16 protein-coding genes are annotated in these 24537 nt (G+C 34.1%); 13 read left to right on the forward strand and 3 right to left on the reverse strand.

The window, feature by feature from the left end:
- Positions 1 to 5 precede the first annotated feature (5 nt).
- Entirely contained in the window at positions 6 to 1028 is a 1023-nt protein-coding gene (tsaD, locus tag HX049_RS11550) for a tRNA (adenosine(37)-N6)-threonylcarbamoyltransferase complex transferase subunit TsaD (RefSeq protein ID WP_041890676.1), read from the reverse strand.
- Positions 1029 to 1221: 193 nt separating this feature from the next.
- On the opposite strand from tsaD, the gene HX049_RS11555 reads away from it, so the two are divergent.
- The 6 genes from HX049_RS11555 (at position 1222) to HX049_RS11580 (ending at position 10710) form a co-directional block, all read left to right on the forward strand.
- Positions 1222 to 5667: a translocation/assembly module TamB domain-containing protein gene (locus tag HX049_RS11555; protein ID WP_286415955.1), complete on the forward strand. Its 4446-nt coding sequence runs from the start codon at positions 1222 to 1224 to the stop codon at positions 5665 to 5667.
- A 71-nt stretch (positions 5668 to 5738) separates the two neighbouring features.
- On the forward strand, positions 5739 to 6725 hold the full coding sequence (gene pfkA / locus HX049_RS11560) for a 6-phosphofructokinase (protein ID WP_006259209.1): 987 nt from the start codon (positions 5739 to 5741) through the stop codon (positions 6723 to 6725).
- Between the two features lie 26 nt (positions 6726 to 6751).
- The gene (gap, locus tag HX049_RS11565) at positions 6752 to 7753 is read left to right on the forward strand and encodes a type I glyceraldehyde-3-phosphate dehydrogenase (RefSeq protein WP_041890678.1); all 1002 of its coding nucleotides are present in this window, start codon (positions 6752 to 6754) and stop codon (positions 7751 to 7753) included.
- Between the two features lie 13 nt (positions 7754 to 7766).
- Positions 7767 to 8612, forward strand: coding sequence for a BadF/BadG/BcrA/BcrD ATPase family protein (locus HX049_RS11570; RefSeq protein WP_286415957.1), 846 nt, complete (start codon positions 7767 to 7769; stop codon positions 8610 to 8612).
- A gap of 8 nt (positions 8613 to 8620) precedes the next feature.
- Positions 8621 to 8995, forward strand: a complete 375-nt coding sequence (locus HX049_RS11575; RefSeq protein WP_041890690.1) for a methylglyoxal synthase — start codon at positions 8621 to 8623, stop codon at positions 8993 to 8995.
- A gap of 659 nt (positions 8996 to 9654) precedes the next feature.
- The gene (locus tag HX049_RS11580) at positions 9655 to 10710 is read left to right on the forward strand and encodes a linear amide C-N hydrolase (protein ID WP_286415958.1); all 1056 of its coding nucleotides are present in this window, start codon (positions 9655 to 9657) and stop codon (positions 10708 to 10710) included.
- 75 nt (positions 10711 to 10785) lie between these two features.
- On the opposite strand, the gene HX049_RS11585 is transcribed toward HX049_RS11580, so the two are convergent.
- Positions 10786 to 11166 carry a RidA family protein gene (locus tag HX049_RS11585; RefSeq protein ID WP_016649569.1) on the reverse strand — a complete coding sequence of 127 codons (381 nt, stop codon included), beginning with the start codon at positions 11164 to 11166 and terminating at the stop codon, positions 10786 to 10788.
- 60 nt (positions 11167 to 11226) lie between these two features.
- Positions 11227 to 13926, reverse strand: coding sequence for a putative LPS assembly protein LptD (locus HX049_RS11590; RefSeq protein ID WP_041890697.1), 2700 nt, complete (start codon positions 13924 to 13926; stop codon positions 11227 to 11229).
- Between the two features lie 121 nt (positions 13927 to 14047).
- On the opposite strand from HX049_RS11590, the gene HX049_RS11595 reads away from it, so the two are divergent.
- The 7 genes from HX049_RS11595 to HX049_RS11625 all read left to right on the forward strand — a co-directional run bounded on the left by HX049_RS11595 (position 14048) and on the right by HX049_RS11625 (position 24531).
- On the forward strand, positions 14048 to 15193 hold the full coding sequence (locus HX049_RS11595) for an N-acetylmuramoyl-L-alanine amidase family protein (protein ID WP_286415959.1): 1146 nt from the start codon (positions 14048 to 14050) through the stop codon (positions 15191 to 15193).
- 56 nt (positions 15194 to 15249) lie between these two features.
- Complete coding sequence (locus HX049_RS11600) at positions 15250 to 16215, forward strand: MlaD family protein (RefSeq protein WP_286415961.1); 966 nt, start codon at positions 15250 to 15252, stop codon at positions 16213 to 16215.
- Positions 16216 to 16279: 64 nt separating this feature from the next.
- Positions 16280 to 17605, forward strand: a complete 1326-nt coding sequence (locus HX049_RS11605; protein WP_041890706.1) for a (Fe-S)-binding protein — start codon at positions 16280 to 16282, stop codon at positions 17603 to 17605.
- Positions 17606 to 17656: 51 nt separating this feature from the next.
- Positions 17657 to 18448 carry a (Fe-S)-binding protein gene (locus HX049_RS11610; RefSeq protein ID WP_041890710.1) on the forward strand — a complete coding sequence of 264 codons (792 nt, stop codon included), beginning with the start codon at positions 17657 to 17659 and terminating at the stop codon, positions 18446 to 18448.
- Positions 18449 to 18451: 3 nt separating this feature from the next.
- Entirely contained in the window at positions 18452 to 18937 is a 486-nt protein-coding gene (locus HX049_RS11615) for a hypothetical protein (protein ID WP_041890713.1), read from the forward strand.
- Positions 18938 to 19021: 84 nt separating this feature from the next.
- Positions 19022 to 21892, forward strand: a complete 2871-nt coding sequence (locus HX049_RS11620; RefSeq protein WP_286415963.1) for a glycoside hydrolase family 3 N-terminal domain-containing protein — start codon at positions 19022 to 19024, stop codon at positions 21890 to 21892.
- A gap of 278 nt (positions 21893 to 22170) precedes the next feature.
- Positions 22171 to 24531, forward strand: coding sequence for a TonB-dependent receptor (locus HX049_RS11625; RefSeq protein WP_041890718.1), 2361 nt, complete (start codon positions 22171 to 22173; stop codon positions 24529 to 24531).
- Positions 24532 to 24537: the final 6 nt, after the last annotated feature.

Below are 24537 nucleotides of genomic sequence, written 5' to 3' on the forward strand. Positions count from 1 at the left end.
AAGTTTTAGAATTCAATACGTGCTTTAGAAACTACTGAAGAATCAGCAAAAATAGATTCTTTGTATTTATAGTACCCTACTATTCCAATCATAGCAGCATTATCTGTTGTGTATTCAAATTTGGGAATAAACGCTTTCCACTTATATTTTTTCTCTCCTTCTTTAAGCGCTTGTCTAATACCAGAGTTAGCAGATACACCACCACCAATAACGATTTGCTTAATCCCCGTTTCTTTAACTGCAAGTTTAAGCTTGTCTAGTAAGATTTGGATAATGGTATATTGGATAGAGGCGCATATATCAGCTTTGTTTTCTTCAATAAAATTAGGGTTAATGGCTACATTTTTTTGAATAAAATAAAGGAACTGTGTTTTTAAACCACTGAAGCTGAAGTTCAGTCCGTCTACTTTAGGTTTAGTGAAAGCAAACGCTTTAGGGTTTCCCTCTTTAGCATATTTATCAATTAAAGGTCCTCCTGGATAAGGGAATCCCAAAACTTTAGCCGATTTGTCAAAAGCTTCTCCCACAGCGTCATCTGTGGTTTCTCCTAGTATTTCTAAGTCAAAGAAACTATTTACCTTCACGATTTGCGTATGCCCACCTGAGATGGTCATTGCTAAGAAAGGAAACTCAGGTTTGTCATATCCTTCTTCATCTATAAAGTGGCATAAGATATGGGCGTGCATATGGTTTACAGCTACTAGGGGAATATCAAGAGCCAGAGATAAACTCTTGGCAAATGATCCGCCTACTAATAGTGACCCCATTAGTCCAGGGCCTTGTGTAAAGGCAATACCATCTAAGTCATCCTTCGTTATTCCTGCTTTTTTAAGAGCAATATCAACTACAGGAACAATGTTCTGTTGATGAGCACGAGATGCTAGTTCAGGAACAACACCTCCATACTCTTCGTGTATTTCCTGTCTCGCGACTATGTTTGACAATACTTTGTTGTCAGCCATGATTGCGGCAGAAGTATCATCACATGAGCTCTCTATGGCTAAAATATAGGTAGGTTTTAAAGACATTTTAATATTCTATAATTGTATAATTTATTAAGGCGAAATCTACCCAACCCTATGGAAAATTATATAAATTTGCTTATTGTTTGGTTTTTATAAGAAACCGTGAGTAGATTGGGGCAAATTTAAAACATTAATAGTTATCAAAAAATTTAATAAAATACTTTTTCGCCTATTATTGGCTGTCTTTAGCTTGGTTGTGATCATTGCAGGGGCACTGTCTTTGCCTGTGGTTCAAACCTTTCTGGCTCAGCAAGCTATGGAGAAGATTAATAGCCAGTTTGGTACTAAGTTAGAGATAGAAAGACTAGCAATCAGTGTGTTTGGTCGAGTTACATTAAAAAAGGTTACAGCAAAGGATAATCACGATACTAATTTTATAGAAATAAAAGCTTTTACAACGAGTATTTCAGATTTTAATGAACTTATCCAAGGGAGATTATATTTTGGTAAAACTAAGGTAGATGGATTGTATTTAAGAATACATAAATACAAAGGTGAAGAGTTTACTACCTTAGATCAGTTGATTAATGCATTTGATGATGGAAAAGAGGGGGAAGGTAAGTTTAGACTAAAATCTTCTCATCTAACAATTAAAAATACTCATTTGATTATTTCTGACGATGAAGCAGAAACGCCAGTAGCTATAGATTTTAAAAATATTAATGGGGAAGTAGAAGACTTCTTTATTAAAGGACCTGATATTTATGCTAATGTTTTGAAATCTAGTTTTGAGGATAACTGGGGTATGGGTGTGACAAATCTATCAGGTAATTTTACGCATACTAAAACTAGTATCTCTATGGAGAAGCTAGATTTACAAACGAAAAAGTCGGCTATAGAAGGAGACCTTAAGTTCACCTATGCCTTAGGCGATATGAAGTACTTCGTAGATAAGGTGAATTGGGATTTTGAGATTAGAAAAGCAGTATTGAATTCCTCAGACTTAAATGCCTTTACTGGTATTTTCGCAGAGAATAAGATGGTGTATGTAACAGGACATATTAATGGTGTGATGAACGATTTTACAATGAAAAATGTAAATCTAGTAGATGACAATATGTCTAATGTGAGAGGATTATTTAGTTTTAGAAATGTATTCGATAAAGTAAAACCGTTTTGGATGAATGCTAATGTGGATCGATTATTTATTACTCGTGATCACATTGTAGGGTTAATGCCTGAGTTATTGCATGAACTATTGCCTACAGAATTAACTAATCTTGGACAAGTAGATATTAAAGGAGATATCGAAATGACTAAGCGTACGTTAAAGACGGATATAGAGTTATTAACTTCTATCGGAAAAGGAAAAGCAGTTATAGATATCGAAAATCTTGATAATCCTAATCTAGCTGCTTATAAAGGGGATATTGTCCTAGAGAAGTTTGACTTAGGAGAGTTTATTAAAAATAAAAACTTTGGATTAACGTCTGTTGACTTAGAGGTTGATGGAGTTGGATTTAATCAAAAGTCACTGAATACAAGTATTAAGGGAGATGTGTTCTCTTTTGACTTTGCTAAGTATAAGTATACAAATATCGCAGTAGATGGATTGTTAAAGATGCCTTATTACCGCGGTTTAGTACACAGTCAAGATCCTAATTTGCAGTTAGACTTTAATGGGATGATAGATTTGAGTTCAGAAGTTAAGAACTATGATTTCATTGCAGATGTTGACTACGCAGATTTATATGCATTACATTTAGTAAATGATACACTTTCTAAGTTTAAAGGGCAGTTTGAATTTAAAGCTTCAGGTAATACTCTTGATGATTTAGCAGGTACATTTACAATGCGTAATACTACTTATATCAATAGTAAAGATGAGTATGTATTCGGTCATTTTACATTAAATTCGGAATTTAATCCAGAGAATGAGCGCCTTATTTCTTTTGTGTCACAGGAGGCAATAGAGGGGTATATTAAAGGAAAGTTCTTGTTTAAGGATTTAAGAGCTTTGTTTACTAATGCACTAGGAAGTTTATACACAAACTATTCTCCTTATAAAATAAAAGAGGATCAATATCTCGATTTTGATATTACAGTACACAATAGGCTGATCGAAGTATTCTTGCCACAATTGACTTTAAGTGCCTCAACTCATGTAGAAGGTAGTATTGATAATGATAATAATATTTTTAAACTAAACTTCTCTTCACCAAGTATTGGAATTGAAGATTTCAATTTTTACAATGTATTGTTAGATGTAAATAATTCTAACCCATTATATAATACTTATGTTTCACTAGATAGTATGAAATCTAAGTTTTATCGTATCACAGATTTTAATTTATTAAACTTGACTCATAATGATACATTATTTGTTCGTTCTGAGTTTAAAGGAGGAACGCATGGTAAGGATAAGTTTAATCTGAACTTGTACCATACTATTAATGAAGAAAACCTATCTGTAGTAGGGTTTAAGAAGTCAGACATCTTCTTAAAAGATTTCTTGTGGAGTATTAACGAAAGTGATAATAAGAAGAATAAAGTTATTTTTAATAAGAAGTTAGAGGACTTTACTATAGATGATTTATCATTATCACATAATGGACAAGAGGTTAATCTGACAGGAGCAGTAAGAGACTCAACTTATAAGCACTTTGATTTAGAATTTAAACAAGTAGACTTAGCTAAGTTTGCTCCTGATATATCTAATCTGGAGTTCGCTGGTAATATAGATGGTGATTTACATTTTTCACAGGTTAAAGATGTGTTTCAACCTAAGGTAAATATCAATATAGATGAACTAGCAGTCAATAAAGTTAGGTTAGGAGATTTAGCTTTCCATGTTGACGGAGATGAGCGTTTAAAGAATTTTAAAGTTCAGTCTAGCATTGTGGATAATGAGAAAGAAAAGTTCTATTTAAATGGTGATTTAGCTATTGTCAATAAACAGATGCAATTAAATCTAGAATCAGGATTTAAAGATTTCTCTGTTAAACCTATTGAACCTTTACTTAAAACAATTGTTTCTGATGTAAGAGGAACTGCATCAGGAAAAATTAATATTCAGGGTACAGCTAAGAAACCAGAGGTCAACGGACGATTACACCTAAATAAGGCAGGTATGAAGTCTAAGTTCACTGGGGTAGATTATAATTTTGAAGAAGATGCTGCTTTAGATTTAACAGAGCGTCAGTTTATATTGCGTAAAGTGCGTATTATAGATTCAAAGCATAAAACTGAAGGAATTATAGACGGAGATATTTCTCATAAGGCGTTTAATGATTGGGCATTGAATTTAGTGCTTTCTTCTCCTAATTTATTAGCCTTAGATACTAAATTCGAAGAGGGAAGTATCTATTATGGTAAAGCCTTTATCAATGGAATGGCTAAATTAAGTGGACCAGTAGAGATGTTGGCTATTAATATTAATGCGACATCTAATAAAGGAACATCTATTAAAATTCCGTTGAAAGAAGCACAAGGTACTGGGGAAAATAACTTTATACACTTCTTATCACCTCAAGAAAAGGCATTGCGTCTTAAAGGAAAAGAGTACGATATGTATAGATATCGAAACAGTGGTATAGAGCTTGACTTTGAGTTTGTATTAACTCCTGATGCAGAGATTGAAATTATATTAGACCGTGAGTCAGGACATGCTATGCGAGGTAGAGGAGCAGGATTTATTACGATGGAGATAAATACCTTAGGTAAGTTCAATATGTGGGGTGATTTCCAGGCGTATGAAGGAGAGTATAACTTCCGATATGGTGGATTGATTGATAAGAAGTTTGTTGTGAAGAAATATGGTACGATTCGTTGGGATGGAGATCCTATGAATGCCATGTTAGACTTACAAGCAATTTATCATACAGATGCAAATCCTAGTGTAATTATAGATAATTCTATTATCAATAGAAAAGTACCTACGGATGTAGCTATTGTCTTAAATGGTAGTTTAAGTAATCCTGAGGTAGACTTTGAGATCAACTTCCCGACAGTGAGTTCTGTAGTGAAGTCAGAGTTAGATTATAGATTGAGCGAACGTGATATGCGTGAGCGTCAAGCGATGGCTCTGTTAGCTACAGGAGCATTCTTCTCTTCTGATAACTCTTCGTCTACATTAGCAGGAAGTTTATTTGAACGCGCTAGTAGTATTTTTGATGAGATATTTTCGGATGAGGACGATAAGTTTAAAGTAGGGTTAAACTATGCACAAGGAGAACGAAATCCTTATACACAAACGGAAGGACGTGTAGGGGTGACCTTCTCGACTAAAGTTAATGATCGTATTTCTGTCAATGGTAAATTGGGTGTGCCTGTAGGAGGAGTAGAGCAATCTGTGATCGTAGGAGATGTAGAGGTGATGTTACGCCTTAATGAAGAAGGGTCTTTAAGTGCAAGAGTATTTAATCGCGAAAATGATATTAACTATATCGGTGAAGGGATTGGATATACGCAAGGTGTAGGATTATCTTATGAAGTAGATTTTGATACTTTTAAAGAATTGATCTCAAAAATCTTAAATAGAGCTAAAACAAGAGAAAAAGACCAAAGTAAGAATAAAAAGCAAGATACTAATCGATCAGAAGAGTTGCCAGACTCTGATTTTAATAGGGATTTTATCAAGTTTTATGAGAATAGAAGGAAGTCATCTACAGCTCCGTCAGACACTTATAATTTAACAAAATAGAGGTGGAATAAGGGGCTTCTATTTTTGTTAAAATGGTCTATTATTCGTAAATTTACTCAAAACGATAAAATATGAGTAAGGCGATTAAAAAGATCGGTGTCTTAACTTCTGGAGGAGATGCTCCAGGGATGAACGCAGCAATTAGGGCAATTGTTCGTACTTGTTCTTTTCACGATGTAATGTGTGTAGGAATATTTAGAGGATTTCAAGGATTAGTTGAAGGTGATTTTGAAGTATTGGGTCCTCGTGATGTAAATTACATTATTAATAAAGGAGGTACTATCCTTAAAACAGCTCGAAGCGTAGCTTTCCGTTCTGAGGAAGGGCGTAAAACAGCTTATGAGAACTTAAAGAATGCAGGTATTGATGCATTAATTGTTATTGGTGGAGACGGAAGTTTTACTGGAGCTATGATATTGAGCAAGGAGTATGACATTCCAGTAATGGGAATTCCAGGTACTATTGATAATGATATACACGGTACAAGTCATACTATCGGATTTGACACTGCCTTAAATACAGTAGTAGATGCTGTAGATAAAATTAGAGATACTGCCAGCTCACATAAACGTTTATTCTTTGTAGAAGTTATGGGTAGAGATGCAGGTCATATCGCACTGAATGCAGGTATTGGAGCTGGAGCAGAAGAGATTCTTATTCCAGAAGAGAATATGGGTATGGAGCGTCTATTAGAGTCTCTAAAGAAAAGTAAAAAATCAGGAAAATCATCTAGTATAGTTATCGTAGCAGAAGGTGAGAAATTAGGTAAAAATGTATTTGAAATAGGAGAATACGTAGAAACTAATTTGCCAGAATACGAGGTACGTGTGTCTGTATTAGGGCATATGCAAAGAGGAGGAGCACCATCTTGCTTCGACCGTGTATTAGCAAGTAGATTGAGTGTGAAAGCGGTTGAAACGTTATTAGCAGGAGAACGCAACTATATGGTTGGTTTAATCAATGATCAAGTAGCGCTTACACCATTAGAACAAGCAGTAAAAGGTCATTCTCCAATAGATCAGGAACTACTTAGAGTATCTGATATCATCACAATTTAAAAGAAATAATAAAACGAAATAGAATTATGAAAACAAGAATTGGTATTAACGGTTTTGGACGTATTGGACGTTTAATGTTAAGAGAAGCTGTAAAGAATCCTAATGTTGAGATAGTAGCAGTTAATGATTTAATGGCGGTAGAGCACTTAGCTTATTTAATTAAGTTTGACTCTGTTCACGGTCGTTTTGATGGAACTGTAGAAGTAAAAGATGGTCATTTAGTAGTAAATGGACAAACAATCCGTGTAACAGCAGAGAAAGATCCTTCTTTATTAAAATGGGATGAAGTAAAAGTAGATGTAGTAGCTGACTGTACAGGTATCTTTAAAGAATTAGATAGCGCGCAAAAACATATCGATGCAGGAGCTAAGAAAGTATTAATCTCTGCTCCATCAGGAACTGCTCCAATGTATGTTATGGGAGTGAATGAGAAAGACATGAAAGCTACAGATACAATCGTTTCTAATGCTTCTTGTACTACTAACTGTTTAGCGCCATTAGCTAAAGTTATTAATGACAATTTTGGTATTGTAGAAGCTTTAATGACTACAGTACATGCTGTAACAGCTACACAGTTTACAGTAGATGGGCCTTCTAAGAAAGATTTTAGAGGTGGACGTTCTGCTATGAATAATATTATTCCTGCTTCTACAGGTGCTGCTAAAGCTGTAGGTAAAGTTATTCCAGAATTAAAAGGAAAACTTACAGGTATGTCTATGCGTGTTCCTACTGCTGACGTATCAGCTGTAGATTTAACAGTGAAAGTAGCTAAAGAAACATCTTATGAAGAAGTGTTAGCTGTATTGAAGAAAGCAAGTGAGAACGAACTAAAAGGGGTGATGGCTTATACAGAAGAGGATGTAGTGTCTCAAGATTTTGTATCTGATACACATACTTGTATTGTAGATGCTAAAGCAGGTATCGGATTAAACAGTACTTTCTTTAAGATTGTAGCTTGGTATGATAACGAGTATGGTTATTCTGCTAAGATGGTTGATATGGCTATCTTAATGAATAATTTAAAATAATTAAATAGTTTAAATGAAAATAATCGTCGATAGTGGTTCCACTAAGGCTGATTGGATTTTCTTTGACCAGAATAATAATGTTATAACTTCGGTGACTAGTTTAGGACTAAATCCCGAAGTTATTACTTTAGATGAGTTCTTTACCCGCGTTAATACAGTGCCTGATATCTGTAAGAATAAAGACGAGGTTAAGGAACTTTATTTTTATGGTTCAGGGTGTGGGTCTGATCGTACAAAAAATATCGTTAAAAGATTTGCTGAAGATTACTTTGTGAATTGTAAAAACATTAATGTCCACGAAGATACTTATGCTGCTATTTACGCGACTGTAGGAAAAGGAGAGGAAGGAATAGTTTGTATTAATGGTACAGGATCTAATGTCTCTTATTTTGATGGAAATAAAGTATATCAGAGAATAGAGTCCTTAGGTTTTATGGCTATGGATGATTGTAGTGGAAGTGCACTCGGTAGATTGATGATCAAGAGTTTCTTTTTAAAAATGATGCCTAAAGAATTAGCAGATTTATTTAAAAGTAAATACGATGTAGATGCTGATGTAGTGAAGTACAATTTTTATAAGAAAGAAAACCCTAATGCTTATATGGCTTCCTTTTTGCCATTTTTAATAGAGCATAAGGATAAAACTTTTTTTAAAGATATGATCAAAGAACAAATTACTTTCTTTATAAATCATTATATCAAGAATAATCCTGAGTATAGCACAGTGCCAGTTCATTTTGTTGGTTCTGTAGCTTATTTTTTACAAGACGAGTTTAGAGAGCTATTAGCAGATCATAATATTCAAGTAGGGAAAATAATTCAAAAACCATTAGACGGATTAATCGAATATCATAAATAGTAAGGAGTATGGAAATAGCAATTGTAGCACACGATGCTAAGAAGAAAGAAATGTTAGAGTTTATCAAAAAAAACAGAGAAATTCTATCAAGTGAAGGAATATCATTGATTGGTACAGGGACTACAGGAAGTATGGCTGAGGATGCAGGTTTTAAAGTGAAGCGTATGCTATCAGGACCACTAGGAGGGGACGCTCAGATTGCTGCAAGAGTTGCGGAAGGAAAGACTTCAATGGTTTTATTCTTTAAAGACCCTCTAGGAAAACACCCACATGAGCCAGACATTAATATGTTGTTACGAGTATGTGATGTACACAATGTACCTTTGGCAACAAATGAAGCTTCAGCTCAATTGTTGTTAAACGCTATCAGTACAATAAAATAAGGAACTTCTAGAAAAAACTAGACGAATATAGAAGGAATAGGCGCATAAGTATTATGTGCCTTTTTTTGTTGGTAAAAACTTGCGTACCTGTGACAATTACTTTTTCGCAATTACAGATGGATAAAAATATTTAAACAGCTCATTTACAGAATTGCTAGCAAGAACTCTGTTTCTTCTCAGCATTAATTGAGATGCTAAAGATGGTTTTGTATTGACTTGCTAGGGGATTGCTTGCGGGTTTCTTGCACTTTTCTTCGAGAAAGAGAGCTTCTGGGCAAGGAAAGTCCTAGAAAACCCCTAGTAATCCCCTAGAAAGTGCAAGCTGAACGTTGATATTATTCTTAAATAATAAAGTCATAATTCGTGTTTTAGTTTAATAAATGTAATAACAGATACATGTATTGTTTGAATCTAAGATTTGTTAAAGAGTGAATTAAATAAAATTAGAATACTCTCGTATGTATTAGATTATAAAGAGTACTCTAGAGATAAATAGGCATGGTGTTTGGGATAGTCTAGTATGTTTTTTAATTACAGAGCTGTTATTTTAAAAGGACTAATTTTTTTAAGAAGCAAAATAAAAGATGTTATATTTTGTTTAATTGCTTTCGAGTAATTAATTAAATAGCTAATTTAGTAGGAATCAAACTTGTCATATTATGAAAAAAATAAAAAGAGTGTTTACAGGTGCTTTGGTTTTAGGAGCATTTGTCTTTGGTTTGTCTGAAGCGGAAGCTTGTACAAGAGTTGTTTATAAAGGACCTAATAATACAGTTATTACAGGGCGCTCAATGGATTGGAAAGAAGAAATTATGCCTAATATTTGGGTATTTCCAAGAGGAATGGAACGCAATGGAGAAGTAGGGAAGGCTTCTGTAAAATGGAAGTCTAAGTATGGAAGTGTTGTTACTTCTGCTTTTGATATCGCTACTACAGATGGTATGAACGAGAAAGGGCTTGTGGCTAATATCTTATGGTTAGTAGAGTCTAAATATCCTGAGTATAATCCTGATGGAAAAGATAAGGGGATTAGCTTAGCAGCTTGGGCACAATATGTTTTAGATAATTATGCAAGTGTTGATGAAGCAGTTAAGGATCTGCAAAAGAATCCTATTATCGTAGTAACTGCTAATACGCCAGGACGTACTTCTTTAGCTACTGTTCACTTAACAATTTCTGATGCGCAAGGTGATAATGCTATTTTTGAATTTATTGATGGTAAACTGAAGATATATCATGATCCTTCATATACTGTGGTGACTAATTCTCCTACTTATGATAAGCAATTAGCGATTAGAGATTATTGGAATTATTTGCCAGGAAATAAAGTGTTGCCTGGTACAGGTAGATCTGAAGATCGTTTTGCACGTGCTTCATACTATGCAACTGCGGTAGAACAAAGTGCTGATGAGCGCGTTTCTGTAGGTGCTGTATTTAGTATTGTACGTAATGTATCTGTGCCTTATGGAGTGCATATAGATGGAGAACCTAATTTATCTTCTACTAAGTGGAGAACGGTTTCTGATCAGAAGAATTTAGTGTATTATTATGAAGATCCGATTGCGTTAACACCAATGTGGCTTGATTTAAAAACAATTGATTTTAGTGAAAAGGCTGGAGTTAGAAAGTTAGATGTTTCTAAGAAACAGCAGTACGCAGGTGTTGTAAATAGTAAATTAGAGAAAACTAAAGCTTTTCAGTTTTTAGGAATCTAGAAGTAAAAAATAAGACTACTAAAAAGGGGTGATTATTAATTAATAATCACCCCTTTTTAGTAGTGTGCTTTCTGCTTATTTAGAAGCTATCATAGATATTTCTACATTTACATTTCTAGGTAACTTTACTACCTGAATACATTCTCTAGCAGGCGCTGTAGCGGCTGTAAAGAAGCTTCCGTATATCTCGTTTACTTTAGCGAAGTCATTCATATCTGTTAAGAAAATAGTTGCTTTAACAACGTTTTCGAATGTCATATTTGCTGCTTCTAGTATCGCTTGTAGATTAGCCATTACTTGTTTTGCTTCGTCTTCAATACCTGTTGTTACAAGCGTTTCTGTAGCTTGATTAAAAGGGATTTGACCTGAGATGAATAATAAGTCACCAGTCATTACTGAGTGATTGTATGGTCCGATTGGCGCAGGTGCCTTGTCTGAATTGATAATTTTCTTCATAAAGTATAGTTTTAAAAAAAGAGGAGGAGTAAAAATACGCCTCCTCTTTCTGAATTATTTTTATCTGTATATTTTGTCTGGAGCTTTACGTTTTTCCCACTTGATATCACTTAACATTGATGAGCGAATACCAATAAAGAATCCCCAACTAGTATAGGTTCCGATAGGTACCCAAGAGAAGTCCATTCTCCAGCTCTTTAAGTCACGTTCAAACCTTAATTGAGTAAAAGTAACTCCTTTCTGAACAAAGTCATAACCTGTAGAGAAACCAACTTTCCAATTAGGTGTTACATCTAGATTTCCAGATACCATGACGGAGTTATTGACGATTTCGTTCTGCCTCGATGAGTTGTTATAAGTCATGGAGTAGGCAAAGGTTAAATCCCAAGGTAGTTTAGCATTAAAGAAACCACCAAAAGGTTTGTCTTCATCATCGTCACTCAGTGTACTTCTTTTCTGATTACCTAACTCTACAGCTCTACCAAATAAATCATCAGCACGTCCACCATTGTCTAGAGAGTTTTGATTCTTTTTGTCTTCAGCATTACCGAACATGGCATCTTTACTAGATAGAGACCAGTTTACAGTCATATTAGCACTTGTCAGACGGAATAAACTTCCTCCATTGTTAATGTTGTAAGTATCTATACGTCTATTGTTATTGTCTAAAGCATAAGGGTCAAGTGTTGCTCCAAAGTTAATTTGCATTTTATCTTTAAATAGAGCTGTACCAGCACTTACACGTACAGGAGACCACTTCAGTGAGTCAGCAGACATATTATAACTCGTAGAGAAGTTTAAGCTGTTTAAAAGCATTACTTTTCTCGGTTCACCTTTCTCATTATCATCATCTCTAACTTTTGCTTCAAAAGTGTTGCTTAAGTTGAAGTTCATCATATTAGAGTTATATCTTCCAGGAGCTCCAAAAATACCATTTTGGAAACGAGTATAATCTTGGAATGTTTGTCCTGTAGCATCTATGGCATAAGTGTCATAGTACTGTTCGAAACTAGGTGTGTAAGAATACCCAACGCTTGGACGCATTACGTGACGTATAGCTTGGATTCTTTTGTCTTCTCCAAAGTTGAATGTACCATAAATAGTTGTTCCAATACTTGCATTAGCATTATACGTTCTAAAGCTGTCGAATCCATTTACTCTAATGTCATCAACCTTATTAGTCTGTGCGTTGTATTTTTTCTCTATGGTATTGAAGTACCAAACTTCATTATAAGAAGCACCTGCCGTTACAGAGAAGTGTTTGAATATTTTGAAGTTGGTTGCAATTGGAATACTGTGTTGGAACCCTGTGTTTAAACTGTCGAACATTTCTCTTTTAAAGAAGTAATCTTCGTGTGTTTTTACACGGTTTTCTCCACGTACAGAATACGAGAAGTTTAAGTTCTTAATAATACCTTTTTTAGAACCATATTTTGGAGCAAAAGGGAATACACGATCTACGTTTACTTGTAATGTAGGAAGAGTCATGTTAATCTCCTTTGTATTTGTTGATTGAGAGTGAGTAGCAGTAAGTGACATATTCACTTGTGGTACACTTTCGAAAGTACGTTGGTAACTAACAGATGAGCTCATGGTGTTATTCATAGAAGCTCCTACGTTATAGGTATTGTTTGATTGTCTGAAGTACTGGCTACTACCTAAGTTTACAGACGCAGAGAATCGTGAGTTAGGATTGGCTTTACCATCTTGACTGTGATTCCACTGAATATTGTATAACTTGCTAGATGCGTAATCTGGAAGTCCTTTTTCAGAGAAGATATTGTTTTCGTAACGGATTAAAACACGTCCGTTATATTTATAACGTTGAGCATAAGAACTGTTAAATCTCAATCCCCAGCTACCATTAGTATAGTAGTCTCCTAATACGTTTAAATCCATTTTATCACTTATCGCAAAGTAATAACCACCATTCTGAATATAGTATCCTTGTTGATTAGTATCACCAAAACTTGGGATGATAAATCCTGATTCAGCTTTTTCTGACATCGGGAAAAAGGCGAAAGGCAATCCTAGTGGTGTAGGTACATCAGCAATCACCATATTGGTAACTCCTGTAACTACTTTTTTGCCAGGTACTAACTTAACCTTATTGGTACGGAAGTAGTATTCAGGATCATCTAAATCTTTAGCAGTAGTAAAGATTACATCTTTCATGAAGTAAACAGAGTCATTCTCTTTTTTACTCACTTCTGCTTTAATTCTAAATTCACCTTGTGAAGTACGAGATTTAAAAACTAATGCTTTTTTTGTTTTTGTATTGAAGCGGATAGAATCTGGTTCTACGATCTGTGATCCTTGTTTAAAAACAGGGTATTGCGACATATTACCAACACTATCTTTAATACCTCCTGCATAGATTTCACTTTTTTCATAATTGAAAATGATCTTACCCGCAGTTAGTTCATAATCCTGATAGCGTATTTCAGCTTCATTATATAATGTAATTTCTTTTTTTGCTAAGTTTAGGGCTTCATAGTCTTTTGCTTTTCTATAAACCATTTCTTCAAGAAGAGGTTTATTAGCAGGAACTATGGTGTCTTTTTGTTTTTTAAGTGTATCCTGGATAGAGGGTACAGCAAGTTTGTCTATAGTATCTGAAGTGGTAACTATAGAATCTCTTTTTAGTGTAGTATTTACAGCTGTAAATTTCTTATTGTTGTCTTGTGCAATCCCTTTTTGTGTTAAAGTTGCTCCAAAAACCAATAAAATGAAAACGATATTAAAAATATTTGTTCGCAAACCTATATATATGCTATTTTTGTAAAATTAAGCGCGTTGTTTTTAACGTGTCAAACTTACATATATTTTTTTTGAAAATGTATTTTTATTTAAATTATAAAACGTTATAAATATCATTTATATGAATTACAGTCGTTCTAAACTGTTTGCCTTACTAGCCATTCTTTTCCTGAGTTTCTCTATACAAGCACAGAATGGGAAAAAATTTAAAGTTGTATTAGATCCTGGACATGGAGGAAAAGATACTGGTACTAACCATAAGAAGAATGTAGAAAAGGATATTGTATTAGCAGTAGCTTTAGAGGTAGGTAAGATATTAGAAAAACAATCTGATATAGAAGTGTTCTATACTCGTAAGACAGATGTGTTTGTACCTGTAAAGGAAAGATCAGTATTAGCTAATGATAATAATGGAAACGTATTTGTATCTATTCACTGTAATGGTGTGAATAGTGAGGCTGCTTCAGGGACAGAGACTTATGTGATGGGTCTTAGTAAGAATAAATCTAACCTAGATGTAGCTAAGACGGAGAACTCCGTGATTATGATGGAGGATGATTATAAGACAAAGTATGCAGGCTTTGACCCTTCTTCTCCAGAGTCTATTATTGGATTGACACTATTGCAGGAAGATTATATTCATCAGAGTATTGATTTAGCAAGTAGAGTACAAGATGGTTTTACAAATGATCTGAAGAGAAAGAATAGAGGAGTAAAACAAGGTCCATTCTGGGTATTACACGGGGCTTTTATGCCTAGTATATTGATAGAGTTAGGGTTTGTATCTAATACAGCTGAAGGGAGCTATTTGACTTCAAGTAAAGGACAGAAAGAATTAGCACGTTCTATAGCACAAGGGATTATTGATTATAAAGCGGCTTATTATGGAGGTAGTAAAACTCTAGTATTAGCAGATTCTAATGATAAAGCAGCAGCTAAAGCTGATAATAGTAGAAAGACTACAACTAATGAGACAACTACTAATTCTCGAAAAGAAAGTAGTTCAAACACGAATAAAGTTGTTTTTAAAGTGCAAATTGCAGCAGGATCAAAAGTGTTAGCTTTAAAACCTGAGAATTTTAAAGGACTAAGAGGAGTGACGACAATGCGCGCAGGAAATCTTAGTAGATATTATTACGGGGAGACAAGTGACTATGAGACAGCGAAACAAAATCAGAAAGTAGCAAAGGATAAAGGACACAGTTCTGCATTTATTGTAGCATTCAAGGATGGTAAAGTGATTACAGTAGAGGAAGCATTAAAATAATATCAAGCGCTTTAGAAATAAAAGTTTATTTTTGCGTGTTATAAAAATGAAAAGTTTTGAAAATATCAAGAGAAATTAAAACAGCGATTTTAGTATTAGGAGCTATTGCTTTGTTCATTTGGGGTTACTCATTTTTAAAAGGGAGAAACATATTTGATAACAGTACTAGATTTTATGTAGAATACGATAATGTAGAAGGATTGACTACTTCTTCAACGGTTACCATTAATGGTTTAGTCGTAGGGAAAGTATCTAAGATTGATTTAGATAATACTTCAGGCAAATTAAAAGTTGAGTTATTAATGACTCAAAAAGTCAATATATCTAAGAATAGTGTAGCTAAGATTTACTCTCCTGGGTTATTAGGAGGTAAAGGCATTATGATAGATCCTTTATTTGGAGATACAAATTATGCTGAATCTGGACAAGTGCTAAAAGGAGAGGTAGTTTTAGATATGACTGAGAAGTTGACAAAACAAATCGAACCTTTACAGTTAAAAGTAGAAGAGGCTTTAGCTAACTTAAATACGATGTTAGCTTCTGTTAATAATATAATGGATGAAAATACTCAACAGAGTTTAAAAAGTGCAATGACTCAATTAGATGGTACTTTAGCAGGTGCTAATAAGTTGATGGCTACTACTAATCAGATGGTTGCAGCGACTCAGCCTAAGTTAGACGGTACATTGACTAACTTAAATACGATGAGTAGTAACTTCGCTTCAATTTCTACAGATTTAAAAGCTTTGGATATCAAATCTACTTTTACTAACTTAGATAACGCTACTGCAAGTATGGATAAAATCATGGGAGATATCCAAGGTGGTAAGGGATCAGTTGGTAAATTATTGAAAGACGAACAATTATATAGTAACTTAGAAGGAGCAAGTAAAGAATTAGAAGCTTTATTACGCGACTTAAAAGAACACCCAAAACGTTATGTACACTTCTCTTTATTTGGTAAGAAAGCGACACCTTATCAAGCGACAGAAGAAGAAAAGAGTACAGAGGTTAAGGAATAATAAACTAAACAACTAAACCAACTAACAAGAAAAACTAACAATTACTGAAACAATTATTACGACTATGGAGTATTTAGGCCAAGTATTATTTTTACTTCTTTTAGTTGTTGGGTTTGGATTCTTTATTAAAAATATAAAGAAACTAGTCCGCAACATCAAAATAGGAAGAGATATCGATCGAACAGATAATCCTTCAGCTCGTTGGAAAAATATGATCCGCGTAGCTTTAGGACAGTCTAAGATGGTAAAAAGACCTATCCCAGCTATCTTACATATTTTTGTATATGTAGGTTTTGTGATTATTAATATTGAGATGTTAGAAATCATCGTTGATGGTTTGTTTGGTACACATCGAGTGTTTAGCTTCTTAGGTGTAGGCTATGATGCATTAATTGGAATTTTTGAAGTATTAGCTTTCTTAGTTATCTTTGGAGTTATTGTATTCTGGATTCGTAGAAATGTGATAAAACTTAGACGTTTTAATCAACCAGAAATGGAAGGTTGGGCTAAGCGTGATGCGAATAATATTATCTACATTGAGACTGTGTTGATGTGTTTCTTTTTAATCATGAACGCTGCAGATTATTATCTTCAGAGTATCGGCTATACACATTATACAGCAGTAGGATCATTCCCTATTTCTAGTTTTATCAGCCCTATATTTGATGGAGTTAATCCTGCAACAGTTGCATTCATTGAGCGTTTTTGTTGGTGGGGACACATAGTAGGGGTGATGTTGTTTATGAATTATTTATATTATTCAAAACACTTACACATCTTCTTAGCATTCCCAAATACATATTATGCTAATTTGCAACCTCAAGGCGAGTTTAATAACTTAGAGTCTGTTAAGAAAGAAGTTTCTTTAATGATGGACCCTAATGCAGATCCATACGCTGCTCCGGCAGAACCAGTGGGGGAACCAGAGAAATTCGGTGCTCAAGATGTAATGGATTTAAACTGGGTACAGTTATTAAATGCTTATTCTTGTACTGAGTGTGGGCGTTGTACATCTTCTTGTCCTCAAAATACGACAGGTAAAAAGCTGTCTCCACGTAAGATAATGATGTCTACTCGTGACCGTTTAGAGGATGTAAGTAAGATATTAGATGCGAACAATGGTCAGTTTGTAGATGATGGTAAGACATTGTTAAACGACTATATCACACCAGAAGAATTATGGGCTTGTAATACATGTAATGCATGTGTAGAAGAATGTCCTATAGACATTAGTCCACTTTCTATCATTATGGATATGCGTCGTTTCCTAGTTATGGAACAAAGTGCCGCTCCTGTAGAGTTAAACAACATGATGCAAAATGTTGAGAATAATGCTGCTCCATGGCAATATAGTCAAATGGACAGATTAAACTGGAAAGACGAAAACTAAACATTAACTATCATAATCCTTTTCTAGGATTATCTCAATAAACACAAGATTATGTCAGCAAATTTAGTTGTGCCTACCATGGCCGAAATGATGGCAAGAGGAGAACAACCAGAAGTATTATTCTGGGTTGGTTGTTCTGGAAGTTTTGACGATAGAGCAAAAAAGATTACAAAAGCATTCGTAAAGATATTAAATAAAGCAAACGTATCATTTGCTGTACTTGGTACAGAAGAAGGATGTACTGGGGATCCAGCAAAGAGAGCAGGGAATGAGTTTGCATTCCAAATGCAAGCAATGATGAATATCCAAGTATTAGATGGATATGAAATTAAAAAAATCGTAACTGCTTGTCCTCACTGCTTTAATACACTTAAGAATGAGTACCCTGATTTGGGTGGTAAATATGAAGTTGTACACCATACTCAATTCTTGAAATCACTTTTAGATGATGGAAGATTGACTATAGAAGGTGGGCAATTTAAAGGGAAGAGAATTACTTTCCACGATCCATGTTATTTAGGACGTGCTAATCAAGTTTATGAAGCTCCGCGTCAATTGATTGAAAAATTAGATGCAGAGTTAGTAGAAATGAAACGCTCTAGACAAAATGGTTTCTGCTGTGGTGCTGGAGGTGCTCAACTTTTTAAAGAACCAGAACATGGAGATAAAGAAGTGCACGTAGAGCGTACAGAAGAGGCTATAGGGACTAATGCAGAGATTATCGCTGCTGGGTGCCCTTTCTGTAATACAATGCTTACAGATGGAGTGAAGTTTAAAGAAAAAGAAAGCTCAGTAAAAGTACTAGACGTAGCTGAGTTAATCGCAAACGCAGAAGATTTATAAAATATGTTTAAACCATTTGAAGAAATGCCTGATCATTCGAGAGTTTGGATTTACCAATCTAATCGTAAGTTCTCAGATGAAGAGGTTCAAGATATAGATAAGGATTTAGCTGCTTTTACAGCAGAGTGGGCAGCGCATGCTACACCATTAGAATCTTCTTATAAGATATTTTACAATAGATTTATTGTATTAACAGTAGATCAAGATATACACCCTGCTTCAGGATGTTCAATAGATGCTTCAGTTCGTGTGATTCAAGATATTGAACAAAAGTATAATGTAGACTTACTAGATAAGATGAATGTTACTTATAAAACAGGAGAATTCATTGCTTTTAAAACTTTATTAGAATTTAAAGATTTAGTAAAGTCTAAGTCTGTATCAGCTAATACAATTGTATTCAATAATTTAGTAAATGATTTAGGAGAGTTTAGAGAATTTTGGGAAGTTCCAGCATCTGAAAGTTGGCATTCACGTTTTTTTAAATAGATTCTAATATTTATATTTACGATATCAAAATCACCATCAAATAGACTTTTGATGGTGATTTTTTTTGACCTAAAATAAAAACTAATGAAAAGATTGACTGTTGTACTACTTCTTGTAGCTTCTAGTGCGTTTGGACAGGTTAAGTTTAATCAAGCTAGACAGAAACAATGGGTAGATAGTGTATATAATACGTTGAATTTAGAGGAAAGAATAGGACAGCTGTTTATGGTTGCGGCTTACTCTAATAAAAATGAGACTCATGTACAGAGTTTAGAGAAACTTGTGCAAGAACAGCATATTGGAGGATTAATTTTCTTTCAAGGTGGACCTGTTCGTCAAGCAGAAATGACTAATCGTTTACAGACTTTAAGTAAGGTACCTATGTTAGTGGGTATAGATGGAGAGTGGGGACTGAGTATGCGTTTAGAAGATACTTATCGTTTCCCTTATAATATGACATTGGGTGCTGTTCAAGATATGGACTTGATTTATCAAGTGGGAGAAGCGATGGCTAAACAAACCAAACGCTTAGGTATGCAGTTTAACTTTGGGCCTGTATTAGATATTAATATTAATCCAAAGAATCCTATTATCGGAGTGCGTTCTTTTGGTGAGACGAGAGAGATAGTAACAGATCGCGCTAGTGCCTTTATGCAGGGATATCAGAGTCAAGATATTTTCGCAACAGGAAAACACTTTCCTGGACACGGTGATACTTCTACAGATTCACATCACAAATTGCCTGTAATAGACTTTGATAAAGGGCGCTTAAATAAAGTTGAATTTTATCCGTATAAAAAGTTATTTGAAGAAGGGCTGTCTAGTGTGATGATAGGTCACTTAAATCTACCCGCTTATGAACCTAATGATATTCCTACTTCTTTATCTCATAATATTGTAACGAAGTTGTTGAAAGAGGAGTTAGGTTTTGAAGGACTGATCTTTACTGATGCTTTAAATATGAAAGCTGCAACAAGTTTTTTAAAACCTGGAGAAGTAGATTTAGCCGCTTTTAAAGCAGGAAATGACTTATTACTTTTCTCTGAAGATGTACCTACTGCTCTAACGAATATATTAGCTGCTTATAATGCAGGAGAAATATCAGAAGAACGCCTTTCTCATTCAGTAAAGAAGGTTTTGGCTTATAAGTATAAATCTGGTATGACGAAATTTTCTGCAATTGAAACAGGTAGCTTAATTAAGGATTTGAATGCTCCAGTTTACGATGATTTAAATCAGAAGTTGTATGAAGAAGCAATGACTTTAACGAAGAATGAAGATAGGTTAGTTCCTTTTAAACATTTAGAAAAACAAAAGATAGCTTATGTAAAGTTAGGAGATGATGATGGTAGTCACTTCTTAAGTATGTTACAAAATTATGATGATGTAATAGAAATTACAGGAGATAGCTTAGAAGATCTTTCTGCGTTTACAACTATTATTGTAGGATATCACAAGGTTGATAATCCATGGCGTAAGCACGATATGTCAGACACAGAGAAGGCAACTTTACGTAATTTAGCCGCTAGAAAGAATACTGTGTTAGTATCTTTTGCTAAACCGTATGCGCTTGAGTCAATGCCTTTAGATAAAGTAAATACTGTGTTAGTAGGGTATCAGAATAATAAATTTGCTCAGCAAGCTGCCGCTCAAGTATTATTTGGGGCTATAGGAGCTAAAGGAAAGTTACCAGTTTCTATCAGTGGTTCTTTCGCTGTTGGTACAGGACTTAAAACCAAGGCTATTGATCGCTTAGGTTTTTCTACTGCAGCAAATGAAGGGATGGATCCTGATGTGTTAAATGGAATTGATGCTATTGCTCAAGGAGCAATAGATAAACAATATACACCAGGTATTCAGGTAGTAGTGGCTCGTCATGGTAAAGTAGTATATCAAAAAGCTTTTGGACATCATACTTATGATAATAGCACAAAGGTCTTAAATACAGATCTATATGATTTAGCTTCTTTAACTAAGATCTTAGGAACGTTGCCAGTATTGGTAAAGATGTATGATGATCATAAGGTAAGAATGGAAACTAAACTTGGACAGATGTTGCCAATGTTTAAACATACAGATAAAGAAGATATTACTTTTAAAGAGTTGTTGACACATCAGTCAGGTTTACCAGCTTGGATTCCTTTTTATAAACGCACTCTAGCAGAGAATAATAGACCTGATCCGAGTTTGTATAGCTTCTTCTACACTCCAGAGTATCCTACTCAAGTGTCAGAGAATTTATATATTAAAAAAGGGTATACAAATGAAATCCTACAACAAATAGCAGATTCTAAATTATCTAAAAAGGAATATAAGTATAGTGATTTAGGGTTTATTATGATGAAGGAGTTTGTAGAGAGTAAATATCACAAGACACTTGATCAAGTAGTGGAAAGTGAGTATTATAATAAGATGGGAGCTTGGCGTTTAACTTATTTGCCATTGCGTAAATTTGACTTGAATGTAATTCCTCCTACTGAAATAGATAATTATTATCGTTATACCACTGTACAAGGGTATGTGCATGATATGGGAGCAGCTATGCAAGGTGGTGTTGCTGGGCATGCAGGGTTATTTGGATCAGCGTTAGATGTTGCTAAAATGATGCAGTTATATCTGAATAAAGGGGAATACGGAGGTGATCGTTTCTTCTCAGAAGATACTTTTAATACATTTAATGAGTGTGCTTATTGTAGTAAAGGTAGTAGAAGGGGAATAGGATTCGATAAACCGCAAAAGCCAGGTTCTCCTGGTCCAACATGTGGATGTGCTTCAATGTCTAGTTTTGGACATACTGGGTTTACAGGAACAATGGCTTGGGCTGACCCTGATAAAGATTTAGTATTTGTATTTTTATCTAATAGGACTTATCCAGATAGCAATGTAAATAATTTATCAAAAGCTAATATTAGAGAAGATATTCAAAAGGTAATTTACGAGTCTATCATAAAGTAAACAGAAATATGACGTAAAGGCGTAGCGATGGCTACGCTTTTTTTATGAACTGTATTTAGAGCTTAGTTGTTATCTAGTTTGTTATGAGTAAGTTGAATAATTATGTCATTGTGTTCTTGTGATACAAATAGTAATATCTTGATTTGGTAATTTGTTGATATTGTGCTTGTTAATAGTCAGTATAAATAAGCTAATTAGACTTGTTAAAAATAAAGTTGTATTTCTTTGGTTTTTACTAACATGACCAATACTTTTGTTATTTAAAATTAATTTAAATAATGAGACCGTTTAAGGAAGTATTTTTTTGTTTTTTACTACTTCTGTTACCTTGTTTAGTAAATGCTCAAGGAACTGTAGGTAAAGTAAAAGGAATCGTTTATGATTCACAGAAAACTCCCATTATAGGAGTATCTGTTTCTATTAAAGGAAGTACAATTGGCGTTCAGACAGATCTAGATGGGAAGTTTGAATTACAGCACACAACAGGACAACATATAATACTGTTTAATTATGTAGGTATGGTTGAAGAGAGCAGAACTGTTCAATTTAATACAAGTCCAAAATCATTGAGTATTACTATGCAAGATGAGCCTTCTGTATTAGATGATGTTGTGGTTAGTGTAAAAGGTAAAGTAGATGCTTTAAAAGAGCAAGCTTTTACAGTAAGCGCTGTAGATATGCAAAAGATAGCTAATAGTACTTATGATTTAAATCAAATACTAAACAAAAGTAGCGGTATCAAAGTTAGACAGCAAGGTGGTGTAGGGTCTGATTATAATTTTTCTGTAAACGGAATGTCTGGAAAAGCAGTTAAGTTTTTTGTAGACGGAGTTCCATTAGAGATGTTAGGTAAAGGAGTGGATATGAATACACTTCCTATTAATATGGCTCAACGTGTAGAGATATATAAAGGAGTTGTCCCTGTTCATTTGAGCACTGATGCTATGGGAGGTGCAGTCGATATTATCACGAATGGTAATTCTAAAGATTACTTAGATGCTAGTTATATGACTGGATCTTTTAATACCCATAAAGTTAATTTAAATGGACAATTAAAAGATAAGGGTACTGGAATTATAATGAGACTGAATAGTGCTTATAATTACTCGGATAATGATTATAAGATGCGTGATATGAAGATCTATAATCCCCAAGCTGAGAAGTATGAATACAGAGATGTAAAACGTTTCAATGATCGCTACAAATCTTTATTTGTAATGGCAGAATTGGGAATAGAGGATAAGTCATGGGCTGATATGTTATTCGTAGGAGTGTCACATTCTTTATTTGATAAACAAATTCAGACAGGATCTAATCAAGAGATTGTGTATGGAGGAGTGAAGAGAGAAGGAGATGCGAATAATTACTTTTTAAAATATAAGAAGAAAGATCTATTGAACGATCGCTTTGATATCAATTATTATTTAGGGTATTCTAAGAGTTTAGAAAAAGGAACGGATACTTTAATGAGAAAATACAGTTGGGATGGAAGTTATGTTCCTGCTGCAGGAAGTGAGCTTACTAACCCTTCTTTAAGTAGACAACACAGAGACCGTGTATTCTCTCAATTAACTACAGAGTATAGAATAAGTGATTCTCACAAGTTTAACTTTAATTATATGTTAGATTATGTGAAGAATCAATCTTATAATTTATTATACGATAAGAGAGAAGATGCTTATCCAACGAAAATGACAAAACAGATTTTCTCTATTAACTATCAACAAGATTGGTTTGATAAGAGATGGACTAATGTGTTTTTTGGAAAGTATTACTTAGTTGATTTAGATAAGACTGTCTTTGACTCTTCTACACGTAAGGATGTACCTGTTAAAAATCAATCAGGAAATTGGGGATATGGTATAGCGAGTACTTTTAAAATTACCAATGAACTAGGTTTAAAAGCTTCTTTTGAAAAATCATTCCGTTTATTAGAACCAGAAGAAATATTTGGTGATGGAGTGTCTATTACTAGTAACTTAGCTCTACGTCCTGAGAGCAGTAATAACTTCAACTTAGGGGTGTATTATAGCCAGCGTTTTGATGATCACTTCGTACGTTTTGATGCAGCAGGATATATTAGAGATACGAAGGATTATATTTATACAGTACCTAATTTATTCAATAGTACTTTTAAATATGAGAACTTATCTAATATCTTTACTAGAGGAGTAGAAGGAGAATTTAACTACCAGTATAAGAATATTCTTAATATCATGGCGAATATTACTTATAACTATGCTTATGACAATACGAAATACGCTAATAATAGTGATAATGTAGAGTCTGCTACTTATAAAAAAGAAGTGCCAAACCAGCCTTGGTTATATGGTAATATAGATGTTAGTATAGGACAAGATGATTGGTTCCAAAAAGATTCTCGTATTGAGTTAACTTATGGGGTATCTATGACAGAGTGGTTCTATAAAAACTGGCAGTCTTATGGAAACAAAAAGAATATTCCAACGATCCCTCGCCAGACATTACACGATGTAGGAATCAATTATTCGATAGCAAAAGGGAAGTATAATTTTGCTTTGAATTGTACTAATATTGGAAATGCTCTTGCTTATGACAACTTTAAACTTCAAAAACAAGGTAGAGCATTTTATTTCAAATTCAGATATTCTTTAAAATAGACATTA

It is taken from the genome of Myroides odoratimimus (assembly GCF_030326305.1).
Lineage (GTDB): Bacteria > Bacteroidota > Bacteroidia > Flavobacteriales > Flavobacteriaceae > Flavobacterium > Flavobacterium odoratimimum_A.